Source organism: Agrobacterium tumefaciens (assembly GCA_025560025.1).
GTDB lineage: Bacteria > Pseudomonadota > Alphaproteobacteria > Rhizobiales > Rhizobiaceae > Agrobacterium.
Genome location: CP048486.1, coordinates 1,512,889 through 1,537,418 on the forward strand (window position 1 = coordinate 1,512,889; position 24,530 = coordinate 1,537,418).

The 24,530-nt window shown below is 58.4% G+C and carries 20 protein-coding genes; 6 read left to right on the forward strand and 14 right to left on the reverse strand.

All coding sequences use genetic code 11. The features are described from left to right. Positions 1-156: 156 nt before the first annotated feature. On the reverse strand, positions 157-1,377 hold the full coding sequence (locus FY152_20890; GenBank protein ID UXS34567.1) for a LysR family transcriptional regulator: 1,221 nt from the start codon (positions 1,375-1,377) through the stop codon (positions 157-159). Between the two features lie 72 nt (positions 1,378-1,449). On the opposite strand from FY152_20890, the gene FY152_20895 reads away from it, so the two are divergent. From FY152_20895 to FY152_20920, 6 genes are all read left to right on the forward strand, one after another. After that, positions 1,450-2,832, forward strand: a complete 1,383-nt coding sequence (locus tag FY152_20895) for an amidohydrolase family protein (protein ID UXS34568.1) — start codon at positions 1,450-1,452, stop codon at positions 2,830-2,832. Beyond that, positions 2,832-4,070, forward strand: a complete 1,239-nt coding sequence (locus FY152_20900; GenBank protein ID UXS34569.1) for a Zn-dependent hydrolase — start codon at positions 2,832-2,834, stop codon at positions 4,068-4,070. The genes FY152_20895 and FY152_20900 overlap by 1 nt, the downstream gene beginning before the upstream one ends. A 2-nt stretch (positions 4,071-4,072) precedes the next feature. Further along, positions 4,073-5,164 (forward strand): DUF917 family protein, encoded by a 1,092-nt coding sequence (locus tag FY152_20905; GenBank protein UXS34570.1) that lies wholly within the window; start codon positions 4,073-4,075, stop codon positions 5,162-5,164. Positions 5,165-5,166: 2 nt separating this feature from the next. Then, the gene (locus tag FY152_20910) at positions 5,167-6,825 is read left to right on the forward strand and encodes a urocanate hydratase (protein UXS34571.1); all 1,659 of its coding nucleotides are present in this window, start codon (positions 5,167-5,169) and stop codon (positions 6,823-6,825) included. A 103-nt stretch (positions 6,826-6,928) separates the two neighbouring features. Beyond that, the gene (locus tag FY152_20915; GenBank protein ID UXS34572.1) at positions 6,929-8,236 is read left to right on the forward strand and encodes an MFS transporter; all 1,308 of its coding nucleotides are present in this window, start codon (positions 6,929-6,931) and stop codon (positions 8,234-8,236) included. Between the two features lie 142 nt (positions 8,237-8,378). Beyond that, the gene (locus tag FY152_20920) at positions 8,379-10,043 is read left to right on the forward strand and encodes an aromatic amino acid lyase (GenBank protein UXS34573.1); all 1,665 of its coding nucleotides are present in this window, start codon (positions 8,379-8,381) and stop codon (positions 10,041-10,043) included. Positions 10,044-10,213: 170 nt separating this feature from the next. Here FY152_20920 and FY152_20925 read toward each other — a convergent pair whose 3' ends face one another. The 13 genes from FY152_20925 to FY152_20985 form a co-directional block, all read right to left on the reverse strand. Beyond that, the gene (locus tag FY152_20925) at positions 10,214-11,824 is read right to left on the reverse strand and encodes an ABC transporter ATP-binding protein (protein UXS34574.1); all 1,611 of its coding nucleotides are present in this window, start codon (positions 11,822-11,824) and stop codon (positions 10,214-10,216) included. 1 nt (position 11,825) lies between these two features. Further along, entirely contained in the window at positions 11,826-12,956 is a 1,131-nt protein-coding gene (locus tag FY152_20930; protein UXS34575.1) for an ABC transporter permease subunit, read from the reverse strand. Beyond that, complete coding sequence (gene oppB / locus FY152_20935; GenBank protein UXS34576.1) at positions 12,949-13,872, reverse strand: oligopeptide ABC transporter permease OppB; 924 nt, start codon at positions 13,870-13,872, stop codon at positions 12,949-12,951. The genes FY152_20930 and oppB overlap by 8 nt, the downstream gene beginning before the upstream one ends. 55 nt (positions 13,873-13,927) lie before the next feature. Continuing rightward, positions 13,928-15,523: a peptide ABC transporter substrate-binding protein gene (locus FY152_20940; GenBank protein UXS34577.1), complete on the reverse strand. Its 1,596-nt coding sequence runs from the start codon at positions 15,521-15,523 to the stop codon at positions 13,928-13,930. Positions 15,524-15,841: 318 nt separating this feature from the next. Further along, entirely contained in the window at positions 15,842-16,816 is a 975-nt protein-coding gene (locus FY152_20945; GenBank protein ID UXS34578.1) for a DUF4432 family protein, read from the reverse strand. Positions 16,817-16,831: 15 nt separating this feature from the next. Beyond that, positions 16,832-17,344: an NUDIX hydrolase gene (locus tag FY152_20950; GenBank protein ID UXS35138.1), complete on the reverse strand. Its 513-nt coding sequence runs from the start codon at positions 17,342-17,344 to the stop codon at positions 16,832-16,834. A 170-nt stretch (positions 17,345-17,514) separates the two neighbouring features. After that, entirely contained in the window at positions 17,515-18,363 is an 849-nt protein-coding gene (locus tag FY152_20955) for an inositol monophosphatase (GenBank protein UXS35139.1), read from the reverse strand. Further along, entirely contained in the window at positions 18,320-19,120 is an 801-nt protein-coding gene (locus tag FY152_20960; protein ID UXS34579.1) for a phosphodiesterase, read from the reverse strand. The genes FY152_20955 and FY152_20960 overlap by 44 nt, the downstream gene beginning before the upstream one ends. Before the next feature lie 17 nt (positions 19,121-19,137). Further along, entirely contained in the window at positions 19,138-20,004 is an 867-nt protein-coding gene (locus tag FY152_20965) for an ABC transporter permease (protein ID UXS34580.1), read from the reverse strand. 1 nt (position 20,005) lies between these two features. After that, a complete protein-coding gene (locus tag FY152_20970; protein UXS34581.1) occupies positions 20,006-20,923 on the reverse strand; it encodes an ABC transporter permease in 918 nt (305 codons plus the stop codon). Then, positions 20,920-21,939 carry an ATP-binding cassette domain-containing protein gene (locus FY152_20975; protein UXS34582.1) on the reverse strand — a complete coding sequence of 340 codons (1,020 nt, stop codon included), beginning with the start codon at positions 21,937-21,939 and terminating at the stop codon, positions 20,920-20,922. Before FY152_20975 ends, FY152_20970 begins: the two co-directional genes overlap by 4 nt. Next, entirely contained in the window at positions 21,936-22,883 is a 948-nt protein-coding gene (locus tag FY152_20980) for an ABC transporter ATP-binding protein (GenBank protein ID UXS34583.1), read from the reverse strand. The genes FY152_20975 and FY152_20980 overlap by 4 nt, the downstream gene beginning before the upstream one ends. Before the next feature lie 59 nt (positions 22,884-22,942). Next, positions 22,943-24,508 (reverse strand): ABC transporter substrate-binding protein, encoded by a 1,566-nt coding sequence (locus tag FY152_20985; protein ID UXS34584.1) that lies wholly within the window; start codon positions 24,506-24,508, stop codon positions 22,943-22,945. Positions 24,509-24,530: the final 22 nt, after the last annotated feature.

The window sequence follows — 24,530 nt, forward strand, 5'->3', positions numbered from 1 at the left end:
TCGCCAGCCAGCGGTCAACCCGCGCACAAGCCGCAAATCTTTTTTCTTGCTGTGACCGAGTAGGTTTCAAACGACCTATCGGCCCGAAGCCTACCGCTCGGCGAAGTGTTAGATACTTGGACCCGAGTTGCAGGAGCCGAGCCTGCCCGGCCACCATTAGTTCATCATATCAAGCAGCTGAAGAACCCGCTGCGCCATATCTGTGCCTCTGTCGTCGGCGCGCCAGGCCAATAGCAATGGAACGGAAAATGTCATCGGCAATGGGATTTTCGTCACCTTGGGGGAGGTTATTCCCACGCCGGACGGCAATATCGAACAATATCCGTGGCCGACAATCAGTTGCACTGCCACCGGTATGCTGTCGATCTCAATCAACTGCACCTTTGATAGCCACGTTGGTCCAAGCAGATGCTCGAGAAAGCTTTCGGCCGTCTGGCGCAGTCCGGAGGCGCGGGAAGGCAGTACCAGAGGGTGCTTGAGGATCGCCTCGCGCATCTGTGACGGCGAATCTGCATCCGTCAGTTCAGGTGCTTCATGCTGCAGGAAACATGAAAGGTGGCTGCGCAAAACCTCACGGCTGCGCAGGCGAGAATTGTTGACTGGCATGTCGACAAGGACTGCATCGTATCGCTGTTGTTCAAGTCCTTCCAGCAGGCTGTCTGCAAGTCCGGGCTGCATTAGCAGCGGTGTGTCGAAACGCCGTGCCCAGTTGGCGGCAATTCGCGCCAGAATAATTGCCGACGGGCTGTCCGTCGTTGCGGGAGGAATGCCGCCGAATGACCAATGCCGCAAATGCCGCTTGAAACGCAGGGCGGATGTGGAGTCCAGCGCAGCCCAGATATCGCGTAATTTGTGGACGTGGGGCGATATGCGCAGGCCCTCGGGCGATGCGCGCGAGCCGCTGCGGGTCCGTTCAAAAAGCCGGACGCCCAGATTGTCTTCCAGCATCGCCATCATCCGCGTCAGCTGTGGTTGCCCGATTTGAAGCCTCAATGCGGATTTACGGATCGAGCCCGATTCGAGAATGTCCACGAAGCGGAAGAGTGCAATCAGCGACACGCTTCTCTGATAAATATCTTTCTTACGGTCATCGCCGCACGCGCCATGGATCGCAAAGATTTCATGGGCGGCCTGCGCTAGATATGGGCCAAGTCTTCCGCCTTCCGCCGTCAGGATCAGGCCTTTTGCACCCTGGACGAAAAGCTTGACGGACAGGGCGGTTTCCAGGCGGTTGACGGCGTCCGATACAGTTGAAACCGGAATTCCCGTTGTGTTGGACGCAAGGTGGATGCCGCCGAGCCGAACCACCTGGTCACATAAAAGAATCGTCGAAACCTTCACCGCCCACGCCTCGTCTTGGCCTTCCCATTTCGGCATCGTCTGTCCGGATTTTGGGATATACCACTAATTTAATTGTGCCTCATAGTCGAAATATGACAGGAGGACGACATGGCGGATTTCGATACGGTTTTGGCGGGACGGGTCATTCTGACCGACCGCGAGATTTCTCGAGGTTTCGTGGCCATTCGCGAGGGGAAAACGGCACTCATCGGAGAAGGCCCCGCGCCGGCTGGGCGAGAAAATCATGATTTCGGCACCGGCCTTATATTGCCTGGCGCTATAGACGCACAGGTGCATTCGCTGTCGCAGAAGGGGGCCGAAGGTTTTGCGGCTTCGACCCGTGCGGCGGCGGCGGGCGGCGTCACGACAATCGTGGACATGCCCTATGATGAGGGCAATCTCGTGTGTTCCGCCGAGGCCGTCAGGCGCAAGGTCGCGATGATCGACGGTGAGGCGCGCATCGACGTTGCGCTTTATGGCACTGTCGATCCGCAGGAGGGGGCTGCCCGCATTGCCGAACAGGCGGCGGCGGGAGTTTGTGCCTACAAGTTCTCGACCTTCGGCACGGATCCCCAACGCTTTCCGCGTATCCCACCCGCGCTGCTTCGCGCCTGTTTTGCCGAAATTGCAAAGACCGGGCTTGCCGCAGGCGTGCACAATGAGGACGACGCCTATGTCCGCGCCGCGATTTCCGAGGTCGAAGCATCCGGTATAACCGACTGGCGTGCGCACGGTCTGTCACGTCCCGAACTGGCCGAGACGCTGGCGATGCTGCAGATTTACGAAACCGGCGCCGAGACGGATTGTCCGGCGCATGTCGTCCATTGCTCCGTCAGCCGCGGTTACGAAATCGCCGAGATGTATCGCAGGAACGGCCGGTATTCCTCCATCGAATGCTGCATTCACTACCTTGTTCTGGATGAGGAGAATGATGTCGCGCGGCTTGGCGGCAAGGCCAAGATCAACCCGCCGATACGCCCCCGCAAAGAAGTGGAGGCGATCTGGCGCCATCTGGCGGAAGGGCGGGTGTCGATGGTGTCCACCGATCACGTGAGCTGGAGCGAGGACCGCAAGACCAATCCCGATATGCTGAAAAATGCTTCCGGCGTCCCGGGGCTGGAGGTGATGGTGCCGCTTTTCGTCAAGGGCGCGATCGCACGCGGTGTGCCGCTGGTGTGGGCGGCCCGGCTTATGGCTGAAAATCCGGCCCGGCATTTTCGTCTGGACCACCAAAAAGGCGGGTTGCAGGTCGGGCGCGACGCTGACGTCATGGTGCTGGTCGATCGGCCCGTGGTGTATGACGCAGCCACCAGTCCTCACTCCATCGCGGGGTGGTCGCCTTATCACGGCATGGAGCTGCCCTGGACGGTCGCAGCCACCTGGCGGCGAGGCGAGATGGTCTTTGACGGTGAAAACGTGCTGGCTGCGCCGGGAACAGGCGTTTTCGTGCGGCCGCCCGAAACACTTGGTCTGCGCAAGGTGCTGTTGTGATGCGCCGCAATCTCGATGCGTCAATAAAGGACATAGAAGCGGATCTCGACGCACTGGCGCAGATTACCGATCCGGAACGTCCCTGGACCCGCCGCGCCTTCTCGCCCCGTTTCGATGAAGGGCGCGACTATCTTCGGCGGCGTTTCCTGAGTGAAGGATTGAATGTCTCGACGGATGCGGGCGGGAACCTGATCGGTCGACGCGAAGGCACCGAGCCGCACGTCGGGACGATCATGCTGGGTTCGCATTCCGACACTGTGCCGGACGGCGGACGTTTTGATGGTGTTGCCGGTGTCGTCGTTGCATTGGAGGTCGCACGCATTCTCTCACGGCGCGGTGTTGCCTTGCGGCACAATCTGGCCGTTGTCGATTTTCTTGCTGAAGAGGTATCCATTTTCGGGGTTTCCTGCATCGGTTCGCGAGCGATGGCGGGCGTTCTGCCGCAAGACTGGCTGAGGCGCATCAGTGACGGGCGCGATCTGGCGACGGCCATACGTGATGTGGGCGGCAAGCCGGAAAGTCTTGAAGCTCCCTTGGCTGACGACCTGAAGGCCTTTCTGGAACTACACATCGAGCAGGGGCCGGTTCTCGAACGGGAAAAGATTGCGCTTGGGGTGGTGACGACCATTGTCGGCATCAATCGCGTCGAGATCGAGGTTATGGGTCGTCCCGATCATGCCGGTACGACTCCGATGGGGTTGCGTACGGATGCCCTCGTTGCTGCGGCGCGGATCGTGAGTGAGATCGAGCGGTACGCGACGGAGCTTTCCGGTGGTCCCGGACATTTCACCGCAACTGTGGGCGAGTTCGAAATCTCCCCCAACGCCGCCAATGTGGTGCCGGGCCGGGTCCGCATGCTGGTTGATATCCGCGCCGAGCGGGCCGAGGACAAGGAAGCATTCGTATCCTGGCTGACCGGACTTGATGCGGACGGCGAAAACACGATCGAGGCGCGGCTGATTTCCGCCAATCCCGGCGTGCAGATGGATGATGGATTGCAGGAGACGCTGGCAAAGGCCGCCGACGGGCTGGACACGCCCTATCGAAAGATGGTGTCGGGTGCAGGCCATGACGCGGCATTCATGACACGGCTGTGTCCTTCGGCGATGCTCTTCGTCCCTTGCCGCGACGGCCGTTCCCATTGCCCGGAAGAGTGGGCGGATGCGGCCGATCTCGCTTTGGCGGCTGAAGTTCTGGCGAACACGATTATGGAATTGGACAGAAAAAGGGAGGGCTGAAAGTGGCCAGAATTCTGACGGAGAAGGATGTGGAACCCGCGGTGCGGGGAGGCGCGGTCTATGCGGCCGGCGGTGGCGGCTGGGTCCATCATGGACGGAAGCTGGGCTATGCCGCGGTGAACGCCGGTGCGCCGGAACTCGTCTCCATCGACGAATTGAACGAAGACGACTGGGTGGCGACGGCTGCCGCCATCGGTGCGCCGGCCTCCACGACGCCCTGGGAAATGCGGGGCGTGGATTATGTCAAGGCCGTGCAGCTTTTGCAGGACGAGCTTGGTGCGAAGGTCGCGGCCCTGATGATCGGGCAGAATGGCAAGTCCTCGACCCTCAACGCATGGCTGCCTTCGGCTATCCTGGGCTGCAAGGTGCTGGACGCGGTGGGTGACATGCGCGCCCATCCGACCGGCGACATGGGGGCGATCGGCATGGCCGGTAAACCGGACCAGTCGATCCAGACGGCCGTCGGCGGAAATCGCGATCAGAACCGCTATATCGAACTCGTAACGCGTGGCGCAACCGGCCGTATCTCTCCCATCCTGCGCACCGCCTCCGACATGTCGGGTGGTTTCATCGCCTCGGCCCGCAATCCGGTTCGCGCCGGTTACGTCGCGAAGAATGCGGCGCTCGGCGGAATTTCCAAGGCGCTGGAGCTTGGTCACGCAATCCTCGCCGCCGAGCCTCGAGGGCATGCGGCCGTTCTCGATGCGATCCTTTCGACCACGGGCGGCAGGATCATGATTGAAGGAGAGATCACCGCGAAGGATGTCGTTTATACGAATGAGGCTTTCGACGTCGGCACCGTCACCATCGGCAGGGGCGATGCGGCGCTGACCCTGCATGTGATGAACGAATACATGGCGGTCGATGCGGTCGATGGCCGTCGTCTCGCAACCTTTCCGGATGTCATCACCACATTGTCGCAGGAGATCGAGCCGCTGTCTGTCGGCGAGCTGAAGGTCGGCATGAAGATCCACCTGCTGCATGTCCCAAAGACCCTCATTCCGATCGGCGCGGGCCTGATGGACCCGGCGATCTATGTCCACCCCGAAAAGGTCATGGGTATCAACCTGACCAACTACGCATTGGAGGCCTGAAGATGCCGAGAGAGAATCCCCGCAATCCCGGCTTCCCGATCCCTTCAGGACCCGACCTTCGAGCGAAGGGCTGGCGGCAGGAAGCCCTGCTGCGCCTTATGGAAAATGTGCTGGCTGTCGGTGAAGACCCGGAAAATCTCGTCGTCTACGCAGCACTCGGGAAGGCGGCGCGCAACAAGGCCGCATATGATGCCATCGTGCGTGCATTGACGACCATGGATGAGGATCAGACGCTTGTCATCCAGTCGGGAAAGCCGGTCGGGTTGATGAAGACTTCGGCCGAGGCTCCGATGGTCATCATGGCAAATTGCAACATGGTCGGCCAATGGGCCAAGGCCGAGAATTTTTATGCTCTCGAACGCAAGGGTCTCATATGCTGGGGCGGCCTGACTGCGGGGGCATGGCAATATATCGGCTCGCAGGGCGTCATTCAGGGCACCTATGAAATCTTCATGCGCATTGCCGAACGCCGCTTCGGCGGCACGCTGAACGGGCGTTTCGTATTGACCGCGGGCCTTGGCGGCATGGGAGGCGCACAGCCGCTTGCCGGCCGCATGGCGGGCGCGGCCATCCTGTGCGTGGAGATCAATCCGGAACGGGCCCGCACCCGCAAGGATATCGGCTATCTGGACGAGATTGCCGATGATCTCGATAGCGCACTGGCACGGATTGAAGAGGCCCGTTCGAAGGGTGAGGCGCTGTCCGTCGGCCTTGTCGGCAATGCAGCGGAAATCTATCCCGAAATAGCTGCGCGCGGGATCATCCCGGATATCGTGACCGACCAGACCTCCGCCCATGATCTTGTTTATGGCTATATTCCAATCGGTTACGATCTGGAACGGGTACGCCGCCTGCGCAGCCAGAATCCGGATGAACTGATCGAGGCCGGCAGGGCGTCGATTGCCAAACAGGTAACAGCCATGCTGGAATTCCAGCGGGCCGGCTCGGAGGTTTTCGACAATGGCAATTTGATCCGCACGCAGGCGCAGGCCGGCGGGGTTGCTGACGCCTTTGATATTCCGGTCTTCACTGAAGCTTATCTGCGCCCGCTGTTCTGCCGGGCGATTGGTCCCTTCCGCTGGATGGCCCTGTCGGGTGAGGCCTCGGACATTGCGCGGATAGACGAGCTGGTGCTGGAGATGTTTCCGGACAACAAGATTGTTACCAACTGGATTTCGCTGGCGCGCAAGTATGTTCCGTTCGAGGGGCTGCCGGCGCGCATCGCCTGGCTCGGCCATGGCGAACGAAGCGCACTCGCACGGCGGGTCAACGCTCTGGTCGCTTCGGGCGAATTGAAGGGGCCGGTCGCCTTCTCTCGCGATCACCTCGATTCAGCGGGCATGGCGCATCCGAACATCATGACGGAGAACATGCTTGACGGTTCTGACGCCATCGCCGACTGGCCGCTTCTTGACGCGATGTTGCTCTGCGCTTCGCGCGCCGACCTCGTCGCGCTTCATTCCGGCGGTGGGGGATATGCGGGTTTCATGACCTCGGCAGGGGTCACGATCGTCGCTGACGGCACCAATGCGGCTGACGACCGGCTCTCGCAATCGCTCGACAACGATACGGGGCTCGGCGTCATCCGTTACGCGGATGCGGGCTATGCCGAGGCACAGGATGAAATTGCCAGCAAGGGCATAAATCACGTGCAGATCTGACAGGTCAAAGCGAGGAGATGCCATCAATCGCCACGAAGGGCGGAAAATTACGATCACCAATCAACATCGCCTGCCGGCACCGGCAGGCCAAGAGGGGACAATAATGGAAAAAACATATCAAAATTTGTCAGTGACACCGGCCAGACGGTCATCACCGGAGCGCGCCGTTGCGGCAGCATCGATAGGCAACGCCCTGGAATGGTATGACTTCACCGTCTATGCGCTGTTTGCAATCTACATCGCCCATAATTTCTTTCCCGGCGGCGATCACACGGTCGAACTCGTGAAAGCCTTTCTCGCCTTCGGGCTAGGCTTCGTGATCCGCCCCCTGGGAGCCATCGTGATCGGGGTCTATGGCGACAAGGCTGGTCGAAAAGCCGCACTGTTCCTGACCATCATGATCATGGCGGCGGGTACCCTGCTGATCGCGGTGGCGCCGACCTACGCCGCGATCGGTGTGGGAGCGCCGCTCATGATCCTTGCCGGACGAGTCCTTCAGGGCTTCTCCGCAGGTGGAGAAATCGGCGGAGCAGCCGCCTTTCTTGTCGAACATGCGCCCGCCGACAAAAAAGGCAAATATGCTTCCTGGCTGCAGGCAAGCATGGCGATTTCCAACATCATGGGTGCACTCGTCGCCTTTGCGGTTACCTCGCTTCTGACGGAGCAGGAGATCGGAGACTGGGGCTGGCGGATTCCGTTCTTCATTGGCGTACTGATCGCGCCGGTGGGCCTGTGGCTGCGCAAGACGCTGGACGAAACGCCGGCTTTTCAGGCCGAACAGGCAAGTCTGGAGAACCAGTCCGCCAAAACACCCCTGAAGCTCGTCTTCTCGGACTATTTCGGCCATCTGATCAAAGGCTTCGCTTTCTCGATCCTGTGGGCGGTTTGCGTTTATGTGCTGATCATCTACATGCCGATCTTCGTTCAGCGTGCTTTCGGTTTCAGCCCTTCGGAGGCGTTTACGGCATCGCTGATTGGTAACGTCTTCCTTGCCGTCGGTTGCGTCAGCGCCGGCAGCATTTCGGACAGGATCGGTCGGCGCTTGATGCTTGCCATTGCCGCCGGCGCAATGCTGGTCGCGGTCTATCCCCTGATCTGGTGGTTGCAATCTTCGCCGACACTGACGACGCTCATCATCGTGCAAAGCCTCTTCTGCATCATGGTCTCGGGATATGTCGGGGTCGCACCCGCAACCCTGTCCGAGGTTTTCCCGACGAATATCCGCACCACGGGCATGTCATTGGCCTACAATGCCGCCGTGACGATCTTCGGAGGATTTGCCCCGGCGACGCTGACCTGGCTTGGCAGCACGGGCATCGGTTATCACGCGCCCGGATTTTACGTCATGGCCGCCGCATTCATATCGCTGATAGCGGTCCTGATCCTGCCGAAGCCGTATTCCACGAACTGAAGGAGATGGGCCGCTCAAGGCCCAGCTCCCCCAATTGCTCCACCCGTCATGTCTGGAAGTTTCCAGTTGAAGCGAAGCCGTTTCGACGCCGGACAATGCTGCAGACATGACGGCATAATAATAACCAACTCAAGGGAACATCATGTCTGTTAAAAACGGGACTATTCATCGCCTCTCCATTGTCACAGCTTTTGCGATCACCGGGCTTGCTGCTTCAAACGCACGGGCGGAACATTGGTCCATCGATGGTCAAAACCTGACCGTGGAACAGGTCGTCGGCCTGGCGCGGGATGACAGCGCCAAGATTACTCTCACCGAAAGTGCGGGCAAACGGATCGCCGAAGGCTTCGATCTGGTGATGGAGGCTGCCCTGCAGGGCAAGGCGGTCTACGGCCTGACGGTTGGCGTTGGCTGGAACAAGGATCGCCCAGTTTTCGCGATGAAGGACGGCAAGCGCGTGCTGGACGACGATCTGCTGAAGCTGTCACGCGCTTTCAATTCTACATCCCTGCGCGCGCATGGTGCAGGCGTGGGTGAGCCGATGGCGGTCGAGGCCGTGAGGGCGGGCATGGCGATCCGTCTAAACCAGATTGCAACCGGCCGAACCGGCGTTCAGAGCGCTGTCGCGGAAATGTATCGACAGTTTCTGGAGCAGGGGATCACCCCGGTCGTTCCTTCACGCGGTTCTGTGGGCGAGGCGGATATCACCCTTGCCTCCCATATCGGTCTGGCGATGGTCGGCGAGGGGGAGGTCTTCATGAAAGGCAACCGCATTCCCGCAGCGCGCGCCCTGACCGAGGCCGGCATCGCTCCGCTCGAACCGGTTGGCAAGGATTTCCTTTCGATCCTCAGCACGAATGCGCTGACCGCTGGACAGGCTGCCCTGCTGGCGCACGATACGGCGGGTTATCTCAAGAAGGAAGCCGTTGTCTTTGGTCTTGCACTGGAAGGTTTTAACGGCAATGTCGCCCCTTTCCTCGCGGCGACGAACGAGCTGCGCCCCTTTGCCGAAAACACATCCGGGGCACTGATGGTTCGCTCTGCCCTTGACGGCAGCTATCTCTGGTCGCCCGCGAAGGATCGGGCGCTGCAGGACCCACTGTCTTATCGCACCATGGCCTATGTGCTTGGCGGAGCCGAAATTGCAACGCAGGATTTGACCAGGGCGCTGGAAATCCAGATCAATCGCAGTGATGACAATCCGGGCGTAGTTGCGGGAGCCTCGGACGACAAGGCTTCCGGACAGGTCTCGCAGTATTTTATCGAGGGCGACGTATCGGGAGCGATCTATCCGAGTGCGGGTTTTGAGATGTTGCCGGTGGCCTCAAGGGTTGAAACACTGAACACGGCGCTGGTGCGTCTGTCACAGGCCATTACGATGCAGACGATCCGCTTCGAAAACCCGGATTTGACGCATCTTTCGCGGTTCCTTGCTGCTGAAACCAATCAAGGACATGCGTTTGGCGCGATCCAGAAGCCACTCGTCGCGCTTCTGGCCGAAAACCAGCAGATCGGCGCGCAGGCTCCCGTCGGCTCGGTTGCGATGGCAGGAAATATCGAGGATCTGGACAGCCACGCACCGCTTTCGGTCGCCAATCTCGGCCGAATTCTGGATAATCTGTACTGGATGTCCTCGATCCAGTTGCTACATGCGGCGCAAGCCGTTGATCTGCGCAAACCCGGGACGTTGGGAGCGGGAACAAAAGCGCTGTTTGAAGATTATCGCCGCAATGTGCCCTTTGTGGCGGTGGACCGAATATATAGCAATGATTTCAGTACGGGTTATCGGTTTCTCAAGGCCCGTTGAGCGGTTGTTATATTGGTGTTGAACAGATGAGAGGACCGATGTCTTCGGTTCCGTTTCGCAAAGCAAAGACTTGATGCTTGCGGCACGGCCCGAAGACCTCGGCACCCCATTCGTCAGGAACGCTGTATGGGATGCGTGCTTCCGGTTTGTCTCGTCGGTATCGGACTAATCTATCGTGCCATCTCTGCCGAAAACGCGGATTTGATCAGTGTTTTGGTATATTCAGCCGTCGGCCTGTCGAATATCGCGTCCGTTTCTCCCTCCTCCACGATCTTCCCGTTTTTCATGACGATCACGTAATCCGAAATGGCCTTGATCACGGAAAGGTCGTGGCTGATGAAGATGTAGGAAAGGCCATGTGTCTTCTGCAAACCACGCAGCAGGTCGATGACTTGTCCCTGAACGGATCGGTCCAGCGCAGATGTGGGTTCGTCGAGAATGACGACATCCGGCTTGAGGATGATCGCGCGGGCAATTGCGATACGCTGACGTTGTCCGCCTGAAAACTCGTGCGGGTAGCGGTTGCGGGCGGCGGGATCGAGACCGACTTCTTTCAGTGCTGCGATTGCCCGTTCGTCTCGCTCTGCGCGGCTGAGCTGCGGCTCGTGCACAAAAAGGCCCTCGGTGATGATCTCGCCAACAGTCTGTCTTGGCGAAAGAGATCCATAGGGATCCTGAAATACAAGCTGCAGCTGCCGCCGCAAGGGCCTCATTGCCTTACGATCAAGTCCGGTGATTTCCGTCTTGCCGAAGAAAATCTGGCCTTTTGACGGTGCCAGGCGAAGAAGTGCACGACCGAGCGTGGACTTGCCTGATCCGGATTCACCGACGATGCCGATGGTCTGCCCTTGATGAAGGCTGACATTGACGCCATCCACGGCGCGAAACTCCCGCGATTTTGACAGGAAGCCGCCCGGAATCACATAATCAATCGTCACGTTTTGGCCGGCGAGAACAACCGGCGCCCCTTCACCGACAGGCGGCTTGTGCCCGCTGGGCTCGGCATCGAGAAGCATCTTCGTATAGTCCGCCTGCGGGCGCTCGAAGATATCTTCCGTTGTACCGGCTTCAACGATCTCCCCCCGGCGCATGACCGCAACACGATCGGCAAAATGCCTGACCACACCCAGATCGTGCGTGATCAGCACCACGGCCATGCCGAAGCGCTGCTGCAACGACTTCAGAAGATCGAGAATCTGCGCCTGGATTGTCACGTCGAGCGCGGTGGTTGGTTCATCCGCGATCAGAATATCCGGCTCGTTTGCCAGCGCCATGGCGATCATGACGCGCTGGCGCTGCCCGCCGGAAAGCTCATGCGGATAGCTGTCGATGCGCCGCTCCGGCTCCGGAATCCCCACGAGCTTCAGGAGTTCGAGAACGCGTGCCCTCGCTTCCTTCTTGCTGCCGCCCCGGTGGTGGACGATGGGTTCGGCGATCTGCGCGCCGATCCTGTAAAGCGGATCGAGCGAGGTCATCGGCTCCTGAAAAATCATGGTGATTTTCGCGCCACGGATATTGTTCAGCTCGTTGACCGGCAGGTTTATCAGCTCACGTCCACGATATTTGGCTGAACCCTGGATGACGCCGTTGGAGGAGAGCAGTCCCATGATGCCCATCATGGTCTGGCTTTTGCCGGAGCCGGATTCTCCGACAACGGCAAGCGTTTCTCCCTGTTTGACATCGAGATCGATGCCTTTGACGGCGTTCACCGTGCCGTCCGGCGTCGTGAAATCGACCTTGAGATTGCGGACGGTGAGAATGGTTTCAGATGTCGTATTCATGTCAACGATCCTTGGGATCGAGTGCATCACGCAACCCGTCGCCCACAAAATTGAGCGAGAACAGGGTCAGCACGAAGAAGATTGCCGGAAATATCAATAGCCACGGGGCAGATTGGATATTGTTCGCGCCTTCGGAAATCAGCGCTCCCCAGCTCGTCAGCGGCGCCTGCACGCCAAGCCCGAGGAAAGAGAGGAAGCTTTCCAGAAGAATGACTTTGGGTACGACAACCGTGACGAACACGACGACGGGGCCGATCGTATTCGGAATGATGTGGCGGCGGATGATCTGCCAGTCGGTCAGGCCCAAAGCCTGGGCCGCACCCACGAATTCCCGCCGTTTCAGGGCAAGCGTCTGGCCACGCACGATACGGGCCATATCCAGCCACTCCACCGCACCGATGACCAGGAAGATCAGGATGAAGCTGCGCCCGAAAAAGACCACCAGAACGACGACCAGGAAGACGAAGGGGAGCGAATAGAGGATCTCGACGAAACGCATCATGACATTGTCGACGCGCCCACCGATGTAGCCCGCCGTTGCGCCGTAAAGAACGCCGATGCCGAGCGAAACGAGACTGGCGAGAACGCCGACGGCGATGGATATCTGACCGCCCAGCATGACGCGAGCCAGCATATCGCGACCGTTGGAATCCGTGCCGAAGAAGAAGTATTCGCGATTGACATCGCCTTCCAGCTTCAGCGTTCGACCATCATCTTCCGTTGCAACGACCTTCGTATTTTCGAATTCGTTGGCGCGGTCGAAATACCGTGTCGTGCGCGGGTCGATCGGGCCGCTGGAGGTGACGGTTGCCGTGAAGGTCTGGCCTTCGACGGAAAATTCCTTCAGCTCCACGCGGGCGCGGCCCGCCACACCTTCCATGACGCTCTGGAGGTTGTTGACGTCCGGGCGCGGCTCAAGGCTTGGCGCGACGGAGACATAGGATGAAAACACCTGATCATAGGTGTGTGAAAGGAAATGCGGGCCGATAAACGAGAAAAGCGTGATCAGCACGAGCATGATGGAGCCAGCCATGGCGGCTTTGTTTCGTCTGAAACGCATGGCGGCAAGCTGGAACAGGCTTCGGCTTTTCACCGATGGTTGAGGGGCGATATTGCCGGAGATATCAGTCATGTCTGACCCTCGGATCGAGCAGGCCGTAGAGAATATCGACCACGAGATTGAACAGGATGACAAAAATGGCGATGAGAACGACGGTTCCCATGACCAGCGTGTAGTCACGATTGATGGCGCCAAGAACGAAGTAGCGACCGACACCCGGGATAGTGAAGATCGTCTCGATGACCGCCGAACCCGTCAACAGAGCTGCGGCACAAGGCGCAAGATAGGAAACGACCGGCAACATTGCCGCGCGCATGGCGTGAAACACCACCACGCTGCGGGCTGGGAGGCCATAAGCCCTGGCGGTGCGAATATGGTCCATCCGCAGCGCCTCGATCATTGCGCCGCGTGTCAGGCGCGCGATGACGGCAAGCTGTGGCAAAGCGAGCGCGATCATCGGAAGAATGAGATATCGCAGCGATCCATCACCCCAGCTGCCGGCGGGCAGAAGCCCGAGCAACACGGCGAAGATCAGCGTGAGAACAGGCGCGACAACGAAGTTCGGCACGGTGATGCCGACGGTCGAGATGGACATGATCGAGAAATCGAAGGCGCTATTTTGCCTGAGCGCGGCAAAGGTGCCGGCAAGAACGCCGCCAATCAGCGCCAGCAGAAGAGCATAACAACCGAGCTCCAGCGAATAAGGCAGCCCCTTGCCGATCAATTGCGCGACGGTGTTGTCCTTGTAGATGTAGCTCGGACCGAAATCGCCGGTGACGGCATTGCCGAGATAGATGAGGTACTGGCGCCACAATGGCTCATCCAGATGATAGGTCCTCATCAGGTTTTCCATGGTCTGCGGCGGCAGGGGGCGTTCGAGGTTGAACGGACCGCCCGGTGCAAAACGCATCAGGAAAAACGAAATCGTGACGACGATAAACAACGTCGGCACGGCGCTCGCCAAACGGCGCAGGATAAACGAGATCATGATTTTTCAGGCTCCCCGCATGGCACGGTGGTGTCAGCCACCGTGCCAGCACTGCTTATTCGGAAACGCTCAGGAAGCGGCTGAGGTGTTCGTTAGCAGCATTGTCTTCCCAACCCTTCACGCGGTTGGAAACCAGCCACAGGTCTGCCTGCGTCAGAAGCGGAGCGACCGGCTGTTTTTTCATGAGGATGGTTTCTGCCTCATGCAGCAGCTTGGAGCGAGCTGCCGCATCCTTTTCGTCATATGACTTCTGCATCAGCGCGTCATATTCGGCATTGTTGAACTTCGAATAGTTGAAGGTCTTGTTGGAGGATATGGAAAGGGCGAGGAAGTTTTCCGCATCCGCATAGTCGGCAACCCAACCGGCACGCGCCACATTGAATTTGCCGCCTTCCTGGAGATAGCCATAGTGCGAGGCGACGTCGAGGTTCACCAGCGATACCTTCGCGCCAAAGGTGTTCTTCCACATATCCGCGATAGCCGTTGCGACGCGTTCGTGGTTCGGGTTGGTGTTGTAGCGGATTTCGATGGAAAGCGGCTTGCCGCCCTCACCGTAACCGGCTTCCTTCATCAGCTTGAGGGCTTCGTCTTCACGATCAAGCTGTGAAAGCGTGGCAAAATCGGCTTTTGCGGGCTCACCGTAGGAGTCCATGCCCGGGGGAACCATGGAATAGGCGGGAACCTGCGAACCGCTGTAGATTTCCTTGGCAAGGAAATCGCGGTCGACTGCCATGGAAAGGGCCTGGCGGACACGGACATCGTCATACGGCGCTTCGCGTGTATCGAAGGTGTAATAATAGGTCGCAAGCGTCGGCGAAACGTGAACCTGTTCGCCATAGGACTTGCGCAGACGGTCGATCTGGTCCGCGGAAAAATTATACGCGAGGTCCATTTCCTTGGCTTCGAAACGACGAACGGATGCGGCCTGATCATCGATGGGGTAGAAAATGACCTTGTCGATCTTGGTGTTCGATGCGTCCCAGAAGTTGGTGTTCTTGACGACGGTCAAGCTATCATTGGGAACATGCGCTTCGAGCTTGTAAGCACCGTTCGAGACCATGACGCCCGGCTTTACGAAGTCGGTGCCGTTCTTTTCGTAGCTCGCCTTCGAAATTGGCAGAGCCGCCTGGTGAGCGAGAAGCTCAACGAAGAAAGGTGTCGGGCGCTCAAGCGTGATCTCAAGGGTCTTGTCATCCACCGCCTTGACGCCAAGCTGGTCAACCGGCGTTTCGCCCTTGTTGATCTTTTCGGCGTTCTTGATCGGATAGAGAATATTCGCATATTTTGCCGCGGTCTTTGGATCTTCGACACGCTGGTAGGAGAAAACAAAATCTCCAGCCGTTACCGGTGTGCCATCCGACCACTTTGCATCCGCACGCAGTTTGAACGTGTAAACGGTGCCATCCTCAGACAGCGTCCAGCTTTCCGCCGTACCGGGAATGATCTTGCCGGCAGCATCGTAAATGGTGAGACCTTCATAAAGGTCTTTCAGGATAAAAGCCTCGATGTTGATGGAGGTCTGCGCCTGATCGAGCGTCTGCGGTTCTCCGGCATTGCCACGATGCAGAACTGTTTCCGCAAGTGCGGAACTGGCGCCAATCAGAAGCGATGCAGCCAGCAGCGTGGCGCGCGTTGTTGCTGTTATAGACATTGTTTTCTCTCCCCGTGAGTATTTTGCGTCCACAAACAAGGCCAAATTGCTTCGAAGTGCAACCACAACAATTTGTGAGTTGATGCAGAAACCACAACTTTCAGTTCGGCTGCGCATCTGTGCCACCTCATCCGCGATGATGGGCAGCGCCGAATTTGATACAAGGCAGTCTGTCGATCTATATTTCGACAGGACCTGGAACTGGCTTTACAGAGGAATATCGGCAGATAGCTAACAGCAGGGGCCCATCATTTTGTGGAGGGGCTGGAGACTGGAATCGAGCGGGGTATCGCAAATACTCCAAAGCCTGCGCCCGTTTCATGAGGGAAGCAGATCTATCTGCAGCTTGTAGGTACGGCTTTCCCCTGCGTCCAGCTGACCGCCTTCGGGTGGCCGAAGATCGGATCGGGGCTCGATCCCAAGTGCGAATACGCCGGACTGATAGGCGCGCCAGGTCGCAAATTTGGGGAGCGCCACCTGATCATAGGTCAGGGAGAGGGAGAAACCACATCGCTTGTTTTCGAGAACAATTGGCGTGTTGTGCGGAGTGATGCGGCAGTCGATATGATCCACTTTCTCTCCGAAGCTGTCGTGAGGGATCGGCGGAGTCGAATTGATTTCGCAAAGCGCAGGTTCAGGCAAGCCCTTCACGATCAAGGTCTCGTCCAGGAAAGGATATCCGACATTGAGGTGATAGAGGATAGCGTGTTCGGATGGTCGAAAGCTTCGGTTCGTTACCGTGTCTTCAATGAGCAATGTGGACTCGAAAATCGGGACGGTTATTTTGCGGTGCAGTTCTAGAACCTCTCCGAAAACACTTGATTGTCGCACCGTGCCCTCGCAGATGATGGTGCTTGTCCCAACCTCGACGCCAAATCTCTTCAGCCGCGACTTCTCGGACGAGATCCGGCCGTGCTGCGGTAACCGCCTGGATTTGAGATTTGGATATCCGTAATGTGTGACATCGGAGTCATGAGGCCTGCTGTATTGGTCCAGACCGCATGTCACCATGAAGCCATCGAAATTGCGGAAAAAGCCCAACCCCTCTTCTGAATCCGGGTCATGTGGCGAGAATGGCATCTGGTTGGAAGAGTGCCAGCCTACATTCACCCCCTTGAACGACAGCGATGACACGTCGAAACCACGATCGACCGCGATTTCGAAGCCGATACCGGCGGCATTTCTGGCAACGATAAGACGTTGTCCTCTGCCCGGGCCATCTTCCATTGTTAAAAGCCTTGCGTCGGCAACCGAACGGAGATCTGCGGTTCGGCGGAGCAAATCCATATCCATCAACTGATCCTCATTTTACGGCTCGGAGCGCTGATACGTGGCCGGCAATGCCAGGGTTTCAAGTTTTGAGATCAAGCAACGAAGCTCCGGCTCCCTTACGGAAGAGGCTGCGGCTGCCGGCGTGAACCAGCTCAGTCTGCGTTCGTCCTTTTCGGGATAATCGCTCTCGAGCCCTTGCACATCGAGCAAGTGAACCTGGACCATCGCAGGGACAAGATTTCCGTCATCCAGCCTCTTAAGATAGGTGTAATGACCCCATGCCTTTTTCTGGACACGGCCTCTCACTCCTGCCTCCTCCCAGGCCTCGGTGCAGGCAACTTGGTGGGGCTTCTTCTTCCCCATAGGCCATCCCTTTGGGACGACCCAACGGCCGCTGTCTCTGCTCGTTATCAGCAGGACTTCAATCGCTCCGTCTTGCTCAGGCATGCGTCGAAAGCAAATTGCAGCATATTGCGTCCTGACATCGCCCTTCGGAAGCCTGTCGTCTATTGGTGCTGAAACTTCGGTCGTTTTGTGTGCCAAGTCGATAGCCTTTCACACTCCTGTCATGCACGTCCGATATAGGATTGGTGGATCAAGAGTGCTGAATATCTCGATTATTCAGCGGCTTGACTGACGAAATGCTTGAAGGTTTTGTCTGATTGTGAGGAGCGTCGCACCGGCTTGCGCGGCGCCCGTTGGTAAAAGGTGATTGAGGGTCAGGCAGCCGCCGAAAGGTTGTTCAGCACCGGCTTTACTCGATTGAGAAACTCCTTGGAGCCGCAGACGAAACGAAGTTTCTGCGGTAGTTCCGTATTATCCCAATCGATCGTGTGAGTGACGCCCAGTCCCGCGAGGATTGGCAGTGCCGCCATGACGTCCCATGTGGAGTCACCGACAGAAACGTACCCATCTGTCTCACCCATCATCACTTCGATCAACGAGAGCGTTGCGGACCCCGTGAAGCGGAAGCTTATGCGCAGGTCATCCGAGATGAACCGGATGACCTCCAGCCTGTCAGCCGTCGAGACCGATGGATGAATGCTGAAACCTGTCGATGCGCGAGACATGTCGAGCGCTGGCAGGGGGCCGAGAGGCTTTCCATTGAGCTGCGGTACGATGGCGTGACCACCGATCAACAGAAGGTCGCGTGCAGGAGCGAAAATAACGCCGAAGGCGGGACGCCGGTTCTCGAAAAGCCCGATTGAGACAGCCCAGTTCTGGGCGCCGCGGACATAGTTGAACGTCCCGTCAATCGGATCGATGACCCAGATGCGACCCGAAGTGCCGGTGATCTCGCCGCCCTCTTCTCCGAATACCCCATCATCTGGAAAAGCTTGACGAAGCCTCTCGATAATCAGGGCTTCGACCTGCTTGTCGGCTTCGGTGACCAGGTCGAGGTGCCCCTTCTTCTCGACCGGCAGGGTGGCCAGCTTTTTGAAGTGGTATAGAGCCAGGTTTCCAGCTTCCCGCGCAATGCCCTCGACAATGCGCGCCTGATCCGAAGAGACTGTTGTGTTTACCTTATCCACGCGCCTGATCCCGCAACCGTGCGATCTGTGCGACATCGTCACCGAGAAGCTGATCGAGCTGACCTTCGCGGACCCACTGGACAAGTTGAGATTCGACGTCCACGCCATACGTCATCAATTTTTCATGGTGGCCGGCTGGCAGATAGCAGAAGGCCGCGAAGCCCCCTTCATGCAGCTGGCGCGCCTCGCCGCTGGCAAAATGATAGACTTCGATATTCATGGCATCGAGATTGGCCTGGCGAGCAAGCGACGCAGGATCGATGAGGCGGGAGTGCATCAGGCCGACGGTCGGAACCTCCGGGATGGCTTTCTTGACGTCCCTCAGCTGCACATAGTCGAAGGAAGAGAACTGCAACAGGTCGGCGGCACCAAGCTCATCGATCAATGCGCGCAGCTTCGGGAAAAACACGTCGTTCTGGTCGTAGATCTTGAGTTCCAGCTGGTAGATGATGCCAAGCTCTCGTGCGAGTATCAGCGCATCACGCAGTCGTGGCACCTGCTCACCTGCAAACTCGTCACTGAACCAGCTGCCGGCATCAAGCTTCGCCAGCTCAGCATAGGTCATTTTCTGGACGATGCCGTGGCCATTCGTCGTGCGATCAACGGTCTTGTCGTGCATCAGAACGAGCTCGCCATCGCTGGTGATGGAGAGGTCGGTCTCGCAGGTCGTAAGCGGGCCGCCATACTCGAAAGCCTTGCGAAACGCGACCAGCGTATTTTCCGGGGCGCCGGCGCTGTGGCCGCGGTGGCCACCGATGCGCATGTTTTCAATCGTCATTCGAAGCGGATTCATAGTCTTTTCCTTCTGAGTTAACGGAGGCGCGCGTCGAAGCGATCGCGCAGATAGTCGCCAAGCAGGCTAATGGAGAGCGTCGTCAGGACAATCACTGCGCCGGGGAATGCGGCGATCCACCATGCGATTGCGAGATAGTTGCGGCCGTCAGCGACCATCAGTCCAAGGCTCGTTTCCGGAGCTTGAATGCCAAGACCGAGAAAACTCAGGCCACTTTCCAGAAGGATGATTTCTGGAAAGTTCACGGTGAACTGAACGATCAGGGGCCCAGCGATATTGGGCAGCATGTGGCGCAGATAGATGCGCATCGGCGGCACGCCGACGATACGCGCAGCTTCTGCATAGCCTTCCTCCTTGGCGCTCAGGACCAGGCCGCGCGTGAGACGCGCATAACGTTCCCAGCTGGCGAAACCGACAAGGAACACGAAGAGAATTGGGCTGGAACCAAGCAGCGCCAGGACGCCGAGAGCAATGACGATGAAAGGAACCGACGCCATGGCGTCGGCGAAGCCCATGATGGTGTTATCCACCCAGCCGCCGAAATGGGCCGCCAGCAGGCCGAGCGTTGTCCCCATGATGGCGCAAATGATGGAGCCAACCAGCGCGATCATCAGCGTCATCTGTGTCGCGACGAGCAGGTTGCTTACCACGTCGCGACCGAGATAGTCGGTTCCAAGAAAGTGCTCGGCCGACAGGAATGGCCTGGCAAACCGCGCGATCGGATCCTGGCTCAGGTAGTCAAAGGGCGAAATCCAGCGTGCCGTTACGCCGATGACGACGACGATCGCAATCCAGAGGCAGCATAGAGTTATGCTTGCCGGCATTTTGCGGAACGGGGCCAGCACGGAGATTGGCGCGGGATTGGAGGAGGTGGCCGATGCCATGTCAGTGCTTCCTGATTTTCGGATTGAGAACCGCATAGAGAACATCGACGGTGAGGTTGATGGCCACCATGAACGCGGTGAAGAGGATGATCATGGCCTGTACGACGGGTAGATCGCCGGTGCTCGTCGCATTGACGAACCCACTTCCGAGACCTGGCCACGAGAATACCGGCTCTATGAGTGCGGATCCGCCAAGCAGGCCGCCTGCGACGAAGCCGAGTGTCGTCACCATCGGAATTGCTGCATTCGGAAGGGCGTGACGCAAGATGACGTCCCAATGCGGTATGCCATCCGCACGGGCTGCCGCGATATACGGCTGACCGAGCACGTCGATCAGCGTGGAGCGCATGAACCGCGCCACGGCCGCAGCGTTGAACAGCGCGAAGGTCGCTATGGGCAGGATGGCATGGTTCCATGTTGAACTGCCGGAACTCGGCAGCACCCGTAGCCACACTGCAAACACGAAGACGAAGACCAGACCGAGCAGGAAGTTTGGAATGCTGTAGCCGAGAACAGCGCCAGCCATCACGCCCTTGTCGACAGCAGATTCACGACGCACAGCCGCAATAATTCCGACGGGGATTCCGATGAGGAGGCTCAGGAAAAAGGCCGAAACCGTCAACAGCAGGGTTTTAGGAATTCGTTCGCTGATAACGTCGAACACCTCTCGGCCATCTGCGAATGATGTCCCGAAGTCGCCATGGAATGCATTGGCGACATAGTAGAGATATTGTTCCGGGATAGAGCGGTCGAGACCCCATTTCTCGTTGAATGCGGCAAGTGCCTCCGGCCCGGCATTATCCGACAACATCGACTGCGCGGGATCACCGCTCAAGCGCAAGATGACGAAAACGATGGTAACCGTGAACACGAGAACGACGATGGCGCGTGCGACGCGGGCGAAAATGAAGCTGGTCATATGGCCAACTCCTTCTTCACGACGACATCAGCCGCCGGGACGGCTTGACGGTCAATCTCCTCTGCATGATGGCAGGCAGCTTGCTGGTTCCCGACCAGTCGCAATGCCGGCGTTTCACTGACACATCGGTCGATTGCAAACGGACAGCGTGCCCGAAACGCGCAACCCTTTGACGCATTGCTGGCATCGAGTTCGCCTTTGATCGGCGGTTCGATATTTCGAACCCTGGGATCCATGGTCGGCACGGAAGCCAGGAGTGCCCGCGTGTAGGGATGCCGCGGATTTTGGTAGACCGTCTTGATGTCGCCTGTTTCGACAATGCGGCCGAGATACATGACGGCGATACGATCGACGAGATGGCGAACGATCCTCAAATCATGGGTGATGAAGACGTAAGCGAGATCCATCTCCTGCCAGAGCTCACGCAGAAGTGCCACCACCTGGGCCTGCACCGAGACATCGAGCGCCGAAACAGCCTCGTCAAAAACGACCAGCTTTGGATCCAGGATCAGCGCGCGTGCGATGACGACGCGCTGGCGCTGGCCGCCTGACATCTGGTGTGGGTAGCGGTTCATCATCGCTCCGGAGAGGCCGACACGTTCCAGCATCGCGGCTGCCCGCCGATAGGCCTCTTCCCGACCACAGACATGATGAACGATCAGGCCTTCGGCGACCTGCTGGCCGATCGTCATTTGCGGATTAAGCGCCGCGAGCGGGTTCTGCTGCACGAGGGAGGTGCGAACACGGAAATTCTTCCAGTCCACCTTTGTCCGGTCTTTGTGGTTCACGCCGTCAAACCATACGTCACCGCTGGTCGGGGGTGTCAGACCGAGGAGCAGTCGGCCAAGTGTCGACTTGCCGCTACCGGATTCGCCGACAACACCGATGCGTTCCCGAGCCGACAGCTCGAAACTGATGTGGTTCGCGGCGAGCTGCTGCGTCGGCCTGGTGAAGAAACCAGTCTTGTGCCTGTAAGCCTTCGTCAGATCGCTTGTCTGAAGCAGGGGCGTCATCATGCGACCACCGGATGATAGCAGGAAGCTTCGTGGGACAGGCCGATGCTGGAGGGAGCAGGGAAGCGAGCCACACATTCCTCGGCCACGCGCGGACAGCGCGGATGGAAGTAACAGCCATCTGGCAGGCTCTCGAGAAGAGGAACAGAACCCGGGATTGGGATCGGTGGCTCAAGATCGGCGGGATCGATGCTCGGCATACAGTCGATCAGAGCGCGGGCATAGGGATGAGCGGGCCGCGCAAGCAGCTCCGCAATTGGCGCCGTCTCGATGATCTTGCCGCAATACATGACTGCTGCCTTGTCAGCGAGACGCGCGATCACCCCGAGATCGTGGGAAACGATCATCAGGGCCATGCCAGTCTCGGCCTTCAACTCTTCGAGGAGGTGGAGGATCTGCGCCTGCATCGTGACATCGAGCGCAGTCGTCGGTTCATCGGCGATCAGCAATTGAGGCTTTGCCGCGAGTGCATGTGCGATCATGACGCGCTGGTTCATGCCGCCGGAGAATTGATGGGGGTAGGCGCGCAGACGGCTTGCGGCGCGGTCAATACCGACGTGCTCGAGAAGCCGCATGGCTTCCAGCCGGGCATCGTTGCCTTTCAGCCCCTGATGGCGATAGAGCGCCGATTCAAGGTAGCGGCCTATTGTATGAACCGGGTTCAGGCTGCTGGTTGGGTCCTGGAATATCATTGCGATCGTCGGATCAGCGACCTTGCCGGATTTCGTCGCATCACGTTCGAACTCGATGGAGCCACCGGTGCGGGCGATTCCGCGCGGCAGCATGCCCGCGACGGCGTAACAGGTCATGCTCTTGCCGCAACCGGACTCCCCAACAAGACCGAGGGTCTCACCGGCATCCACACTGAAGCTGATCCCATCAATGATTTTGGTATTGCGTGCCGGGACTTCGACGACCAGGTCGCGAACGGTCAAGAGCTTTGGCATTCTTCAATCTCCTTGGGGCGATGCGCACGGATGCGCATCGCCGAGGCAGCGTGTTGTGATCAGCTGAAGCTGAGGTTGTTGCGAAACTCCATCATCTCAAAGCTGATGGGCTTCCACTGGACATTCTTGCGTGCCGCATAGACGTCGAACGGCTGGTAAAGAATGACGGCCGGTGCTTCTTCCTCGAAGATGTCACGCATGCGGCTCCAGGCGTCGAAGCGTTCCTTGCCATTCGGCATCTGGGAAACCTTGGTGCAGAGTTCGTTGAACTCGGCCGGAGCCTTCCAGCCCCAACGCTTCTGCACCTGGCCTTTCGGACCAAATTCGCAAACCATCGTCGCCCAGGCGTCCGTCATCCACTGGCCATTCGACCAGTTGCGGATGTAGCTGTCCTGGTCTTTCGGTGCGGCGCCGGGAGCGAATACCTTCGGAACCACCGTGACGCCGATCTGCTTCCACATCTCGATCATCATCATGAGCGCGGGAACGGCGTTGGCGTAGTAATTGCCCATCGTGTGGTAAGTGATGGGGGTGCCGTCGTAGCCACTTTCCTTGACCAGGCGCCTGGCTTCCTCGACGTTGTATTCCATCGCCTTGCGGTTTGGATCGAAAGACTCACCGTAGTTCGGGAAGTTGAAGCCATGGGGGATCGAGGCTTTGCTCTTCCAGAGCGATTCGACCATGATCGGGCGGTTGACCGCTAGCGCGAGGGCGCGGCGGAGCGTCTTCGACTGGAACACCTTCTGGTTCATGTTGAAGGTGAACATGTGGAAATTCTCAACGACCTTTCCGCGTGTTTCCAGGTCGGAATAGCCGTTGATGAGTTCCATATCGTCGGGCGTGAGGGTGGTGACGATATCATATTCACCGCTGATCAGACCGGCAACACGGGCGGCTGGTTCGGCGACAAGCTGGTAGGTGATCTTTGAGGCAGTGGGTTTGATACCCCAGTAGTCGTCGTTCGGTTCAAGAACCACGCGGTCGCCAGCGATCATCTCGACGAATTTATACGGGCCTGTTCCGATTGGCTTGCTGCCAAAACCGACAGTGCCAAGGCTCTTATAATAGTCCTTCGGGACGATGCGGCCCATCCAGGAGGTAACATACGTCTCCGTCAGATAGCTCGGCGTTTTCGTGCGCAGAACGACAGTGTATTTGTCCTCGATAACGGGCTCGTCGAAGTCCAGCGAATAGGAGCCACCAAGCGGAATGGTCTTGATTGCTTCAGGACCCCACAGGCGCTCGGACGAGAACGTGTAGGCGACGTCATCAGCAGTCATTTCGACGCCGTTGTGGAACATGACCTTCTGGCGCAGCTTGAAGCGCACGGACCTGTCGTCGATGCGTTCCCAGCTTTCAGCCAGTGACGGCATCAGACCGAGGCCTGTTCCCGGCGCATCGTTCCCGAAAAAATCGCGGGCGATGAGCGTGTCGTAGATCTGGTTGACAATGCGCGGTCCGACGTTGCTGATCGCATTGACCGGCTCCAGCGTGGCTGGCAGCCCGTTGACACCGATCCGAAGCTCACGGCGCTCCTGGGCAAATGCAAATTTCATGCTGGTGGTCGATGCCAGCGCCGCAACGCTTGCACCGATGATGAATTTTCTGCGGCTGGTCGAAAGCATCTAAGGTCCCCTTGCTTGGCAA

Coding starts and splice junctions, on each gene's coding strand:
- FY152_20890 (UXS34567.1), bottom strand. CDS start 1,377: ATGCCGAAATGGGAAGGCCAAGACGAGGCGTGGGCGGTGAAGGTTTCG.
- FY152_20895 (UXS34568.1), top strand. CDS start 1,450: ATGGCGGATTTCGATACGGTTTTGGCGGGACGGGTCATTCTGACCGAC.
- FY152_20900 (UXS34569.1), top strand. CDS start 2,832: ATGCGCCGCAATCTCGATGCGTCAATAAAGGACATAGAAGCGGATCTC.
- FY152_20910 (UXS34571.1), top strand. CDS start 5,167: ATGCCGAGAGAGAATCCCCGCAATCCCGGCTTCCCGATCCCTTCAGGA.
- FY152_20915 (UXS34572.1), top strand. CDS start 6,929: ATGGAAAAAACATATCAAAATTTGTCAGTGACACCGGCCAGACGGTCA.
- FY152_20920 (UXS34573.1), top strand. CDS start 8,379: ATGTCTGTTAAAAACGGGACTATTCATCGCCTCTCCATTGTCACAGCT.
- FY152_20925 (UXS34574.1), bottom strand. CDS start 11,824: ATGAATACGACATCTGAAACCATTCTCACCGTCCGCAATCTCAAGGTC.
- FY152_20930 (UXS34575.1), bottom strand. CDS start 12,956: ATGACTGATATCTCCGGCAATATCGCCCCTCAACCATCGGTGAAAAGC.
- oppB (UXS34576.1), bottom strand. CDS start 13,872: ATGATCTCGTTTATCCTGCGCCGTTTGGCGAGCGCCGTGCCGACGTTG.
- FY152_20940 (UXS34577.1), bottom strand. CDS start 15,523: ATGTCTATAACAGCAACAACGCGCGCCACGCTGCTGGCTGCATCGCTT.
- FY152_20945 (UXS34578.1), bottom strand. CDS start 16,816: ATGGATATGGATTTGCTCCGCCGAACCGCAGATCTCCGTTCGGTTGCC.
- FY152_20955 (UXS35139.1), bottom strand. CDS start 18,363: ATGTCGCACAGATCGCACGGTTGCGGGATCAGGCGCGTGGATAAGGTA.
- FY152_20960 (UXS34579.1), bottom strand. CDS start 19,120: ATGAATCCGCTTCGAATGACGATTGAAAACATGCGCATCGGTGGCCAC.
- FY152_20965 (UXS34580.1), bottom strand. CDS start 20,004: ATGGCATCGGCCACCTCCTCCAATCCCGCGCCAATCTCCGTGCTGGCC.
- FY152_20970 (UXS34581.1), bottom strand. CDS start 20,923: ATGACCAGCTTCATTTTCGCCCGCGTCGCACGCGCCATCGTCGTTCTC.
- FY152_20975 (UXS34582.1), bottom strand. CDS start 21,939: ATGATGACGCCCCTGCTTCAGACAAGCGATCTGACGAAGGCTTACAGG.
- FY152_20980 (UXS34583.1), bottom strand. CDS start 22,883: ATGCCAAAGCTCTTGACCGTTCGCGACCTGGTCGTCGAAGTCCCGGCA.
- FY152_20985 (UXS34584.1), bottom strand. CDS start 24,508: ATGCTTTCGACCAGCCGCAGAAAATTCATCATCGGTGCAAGCGTTGCG.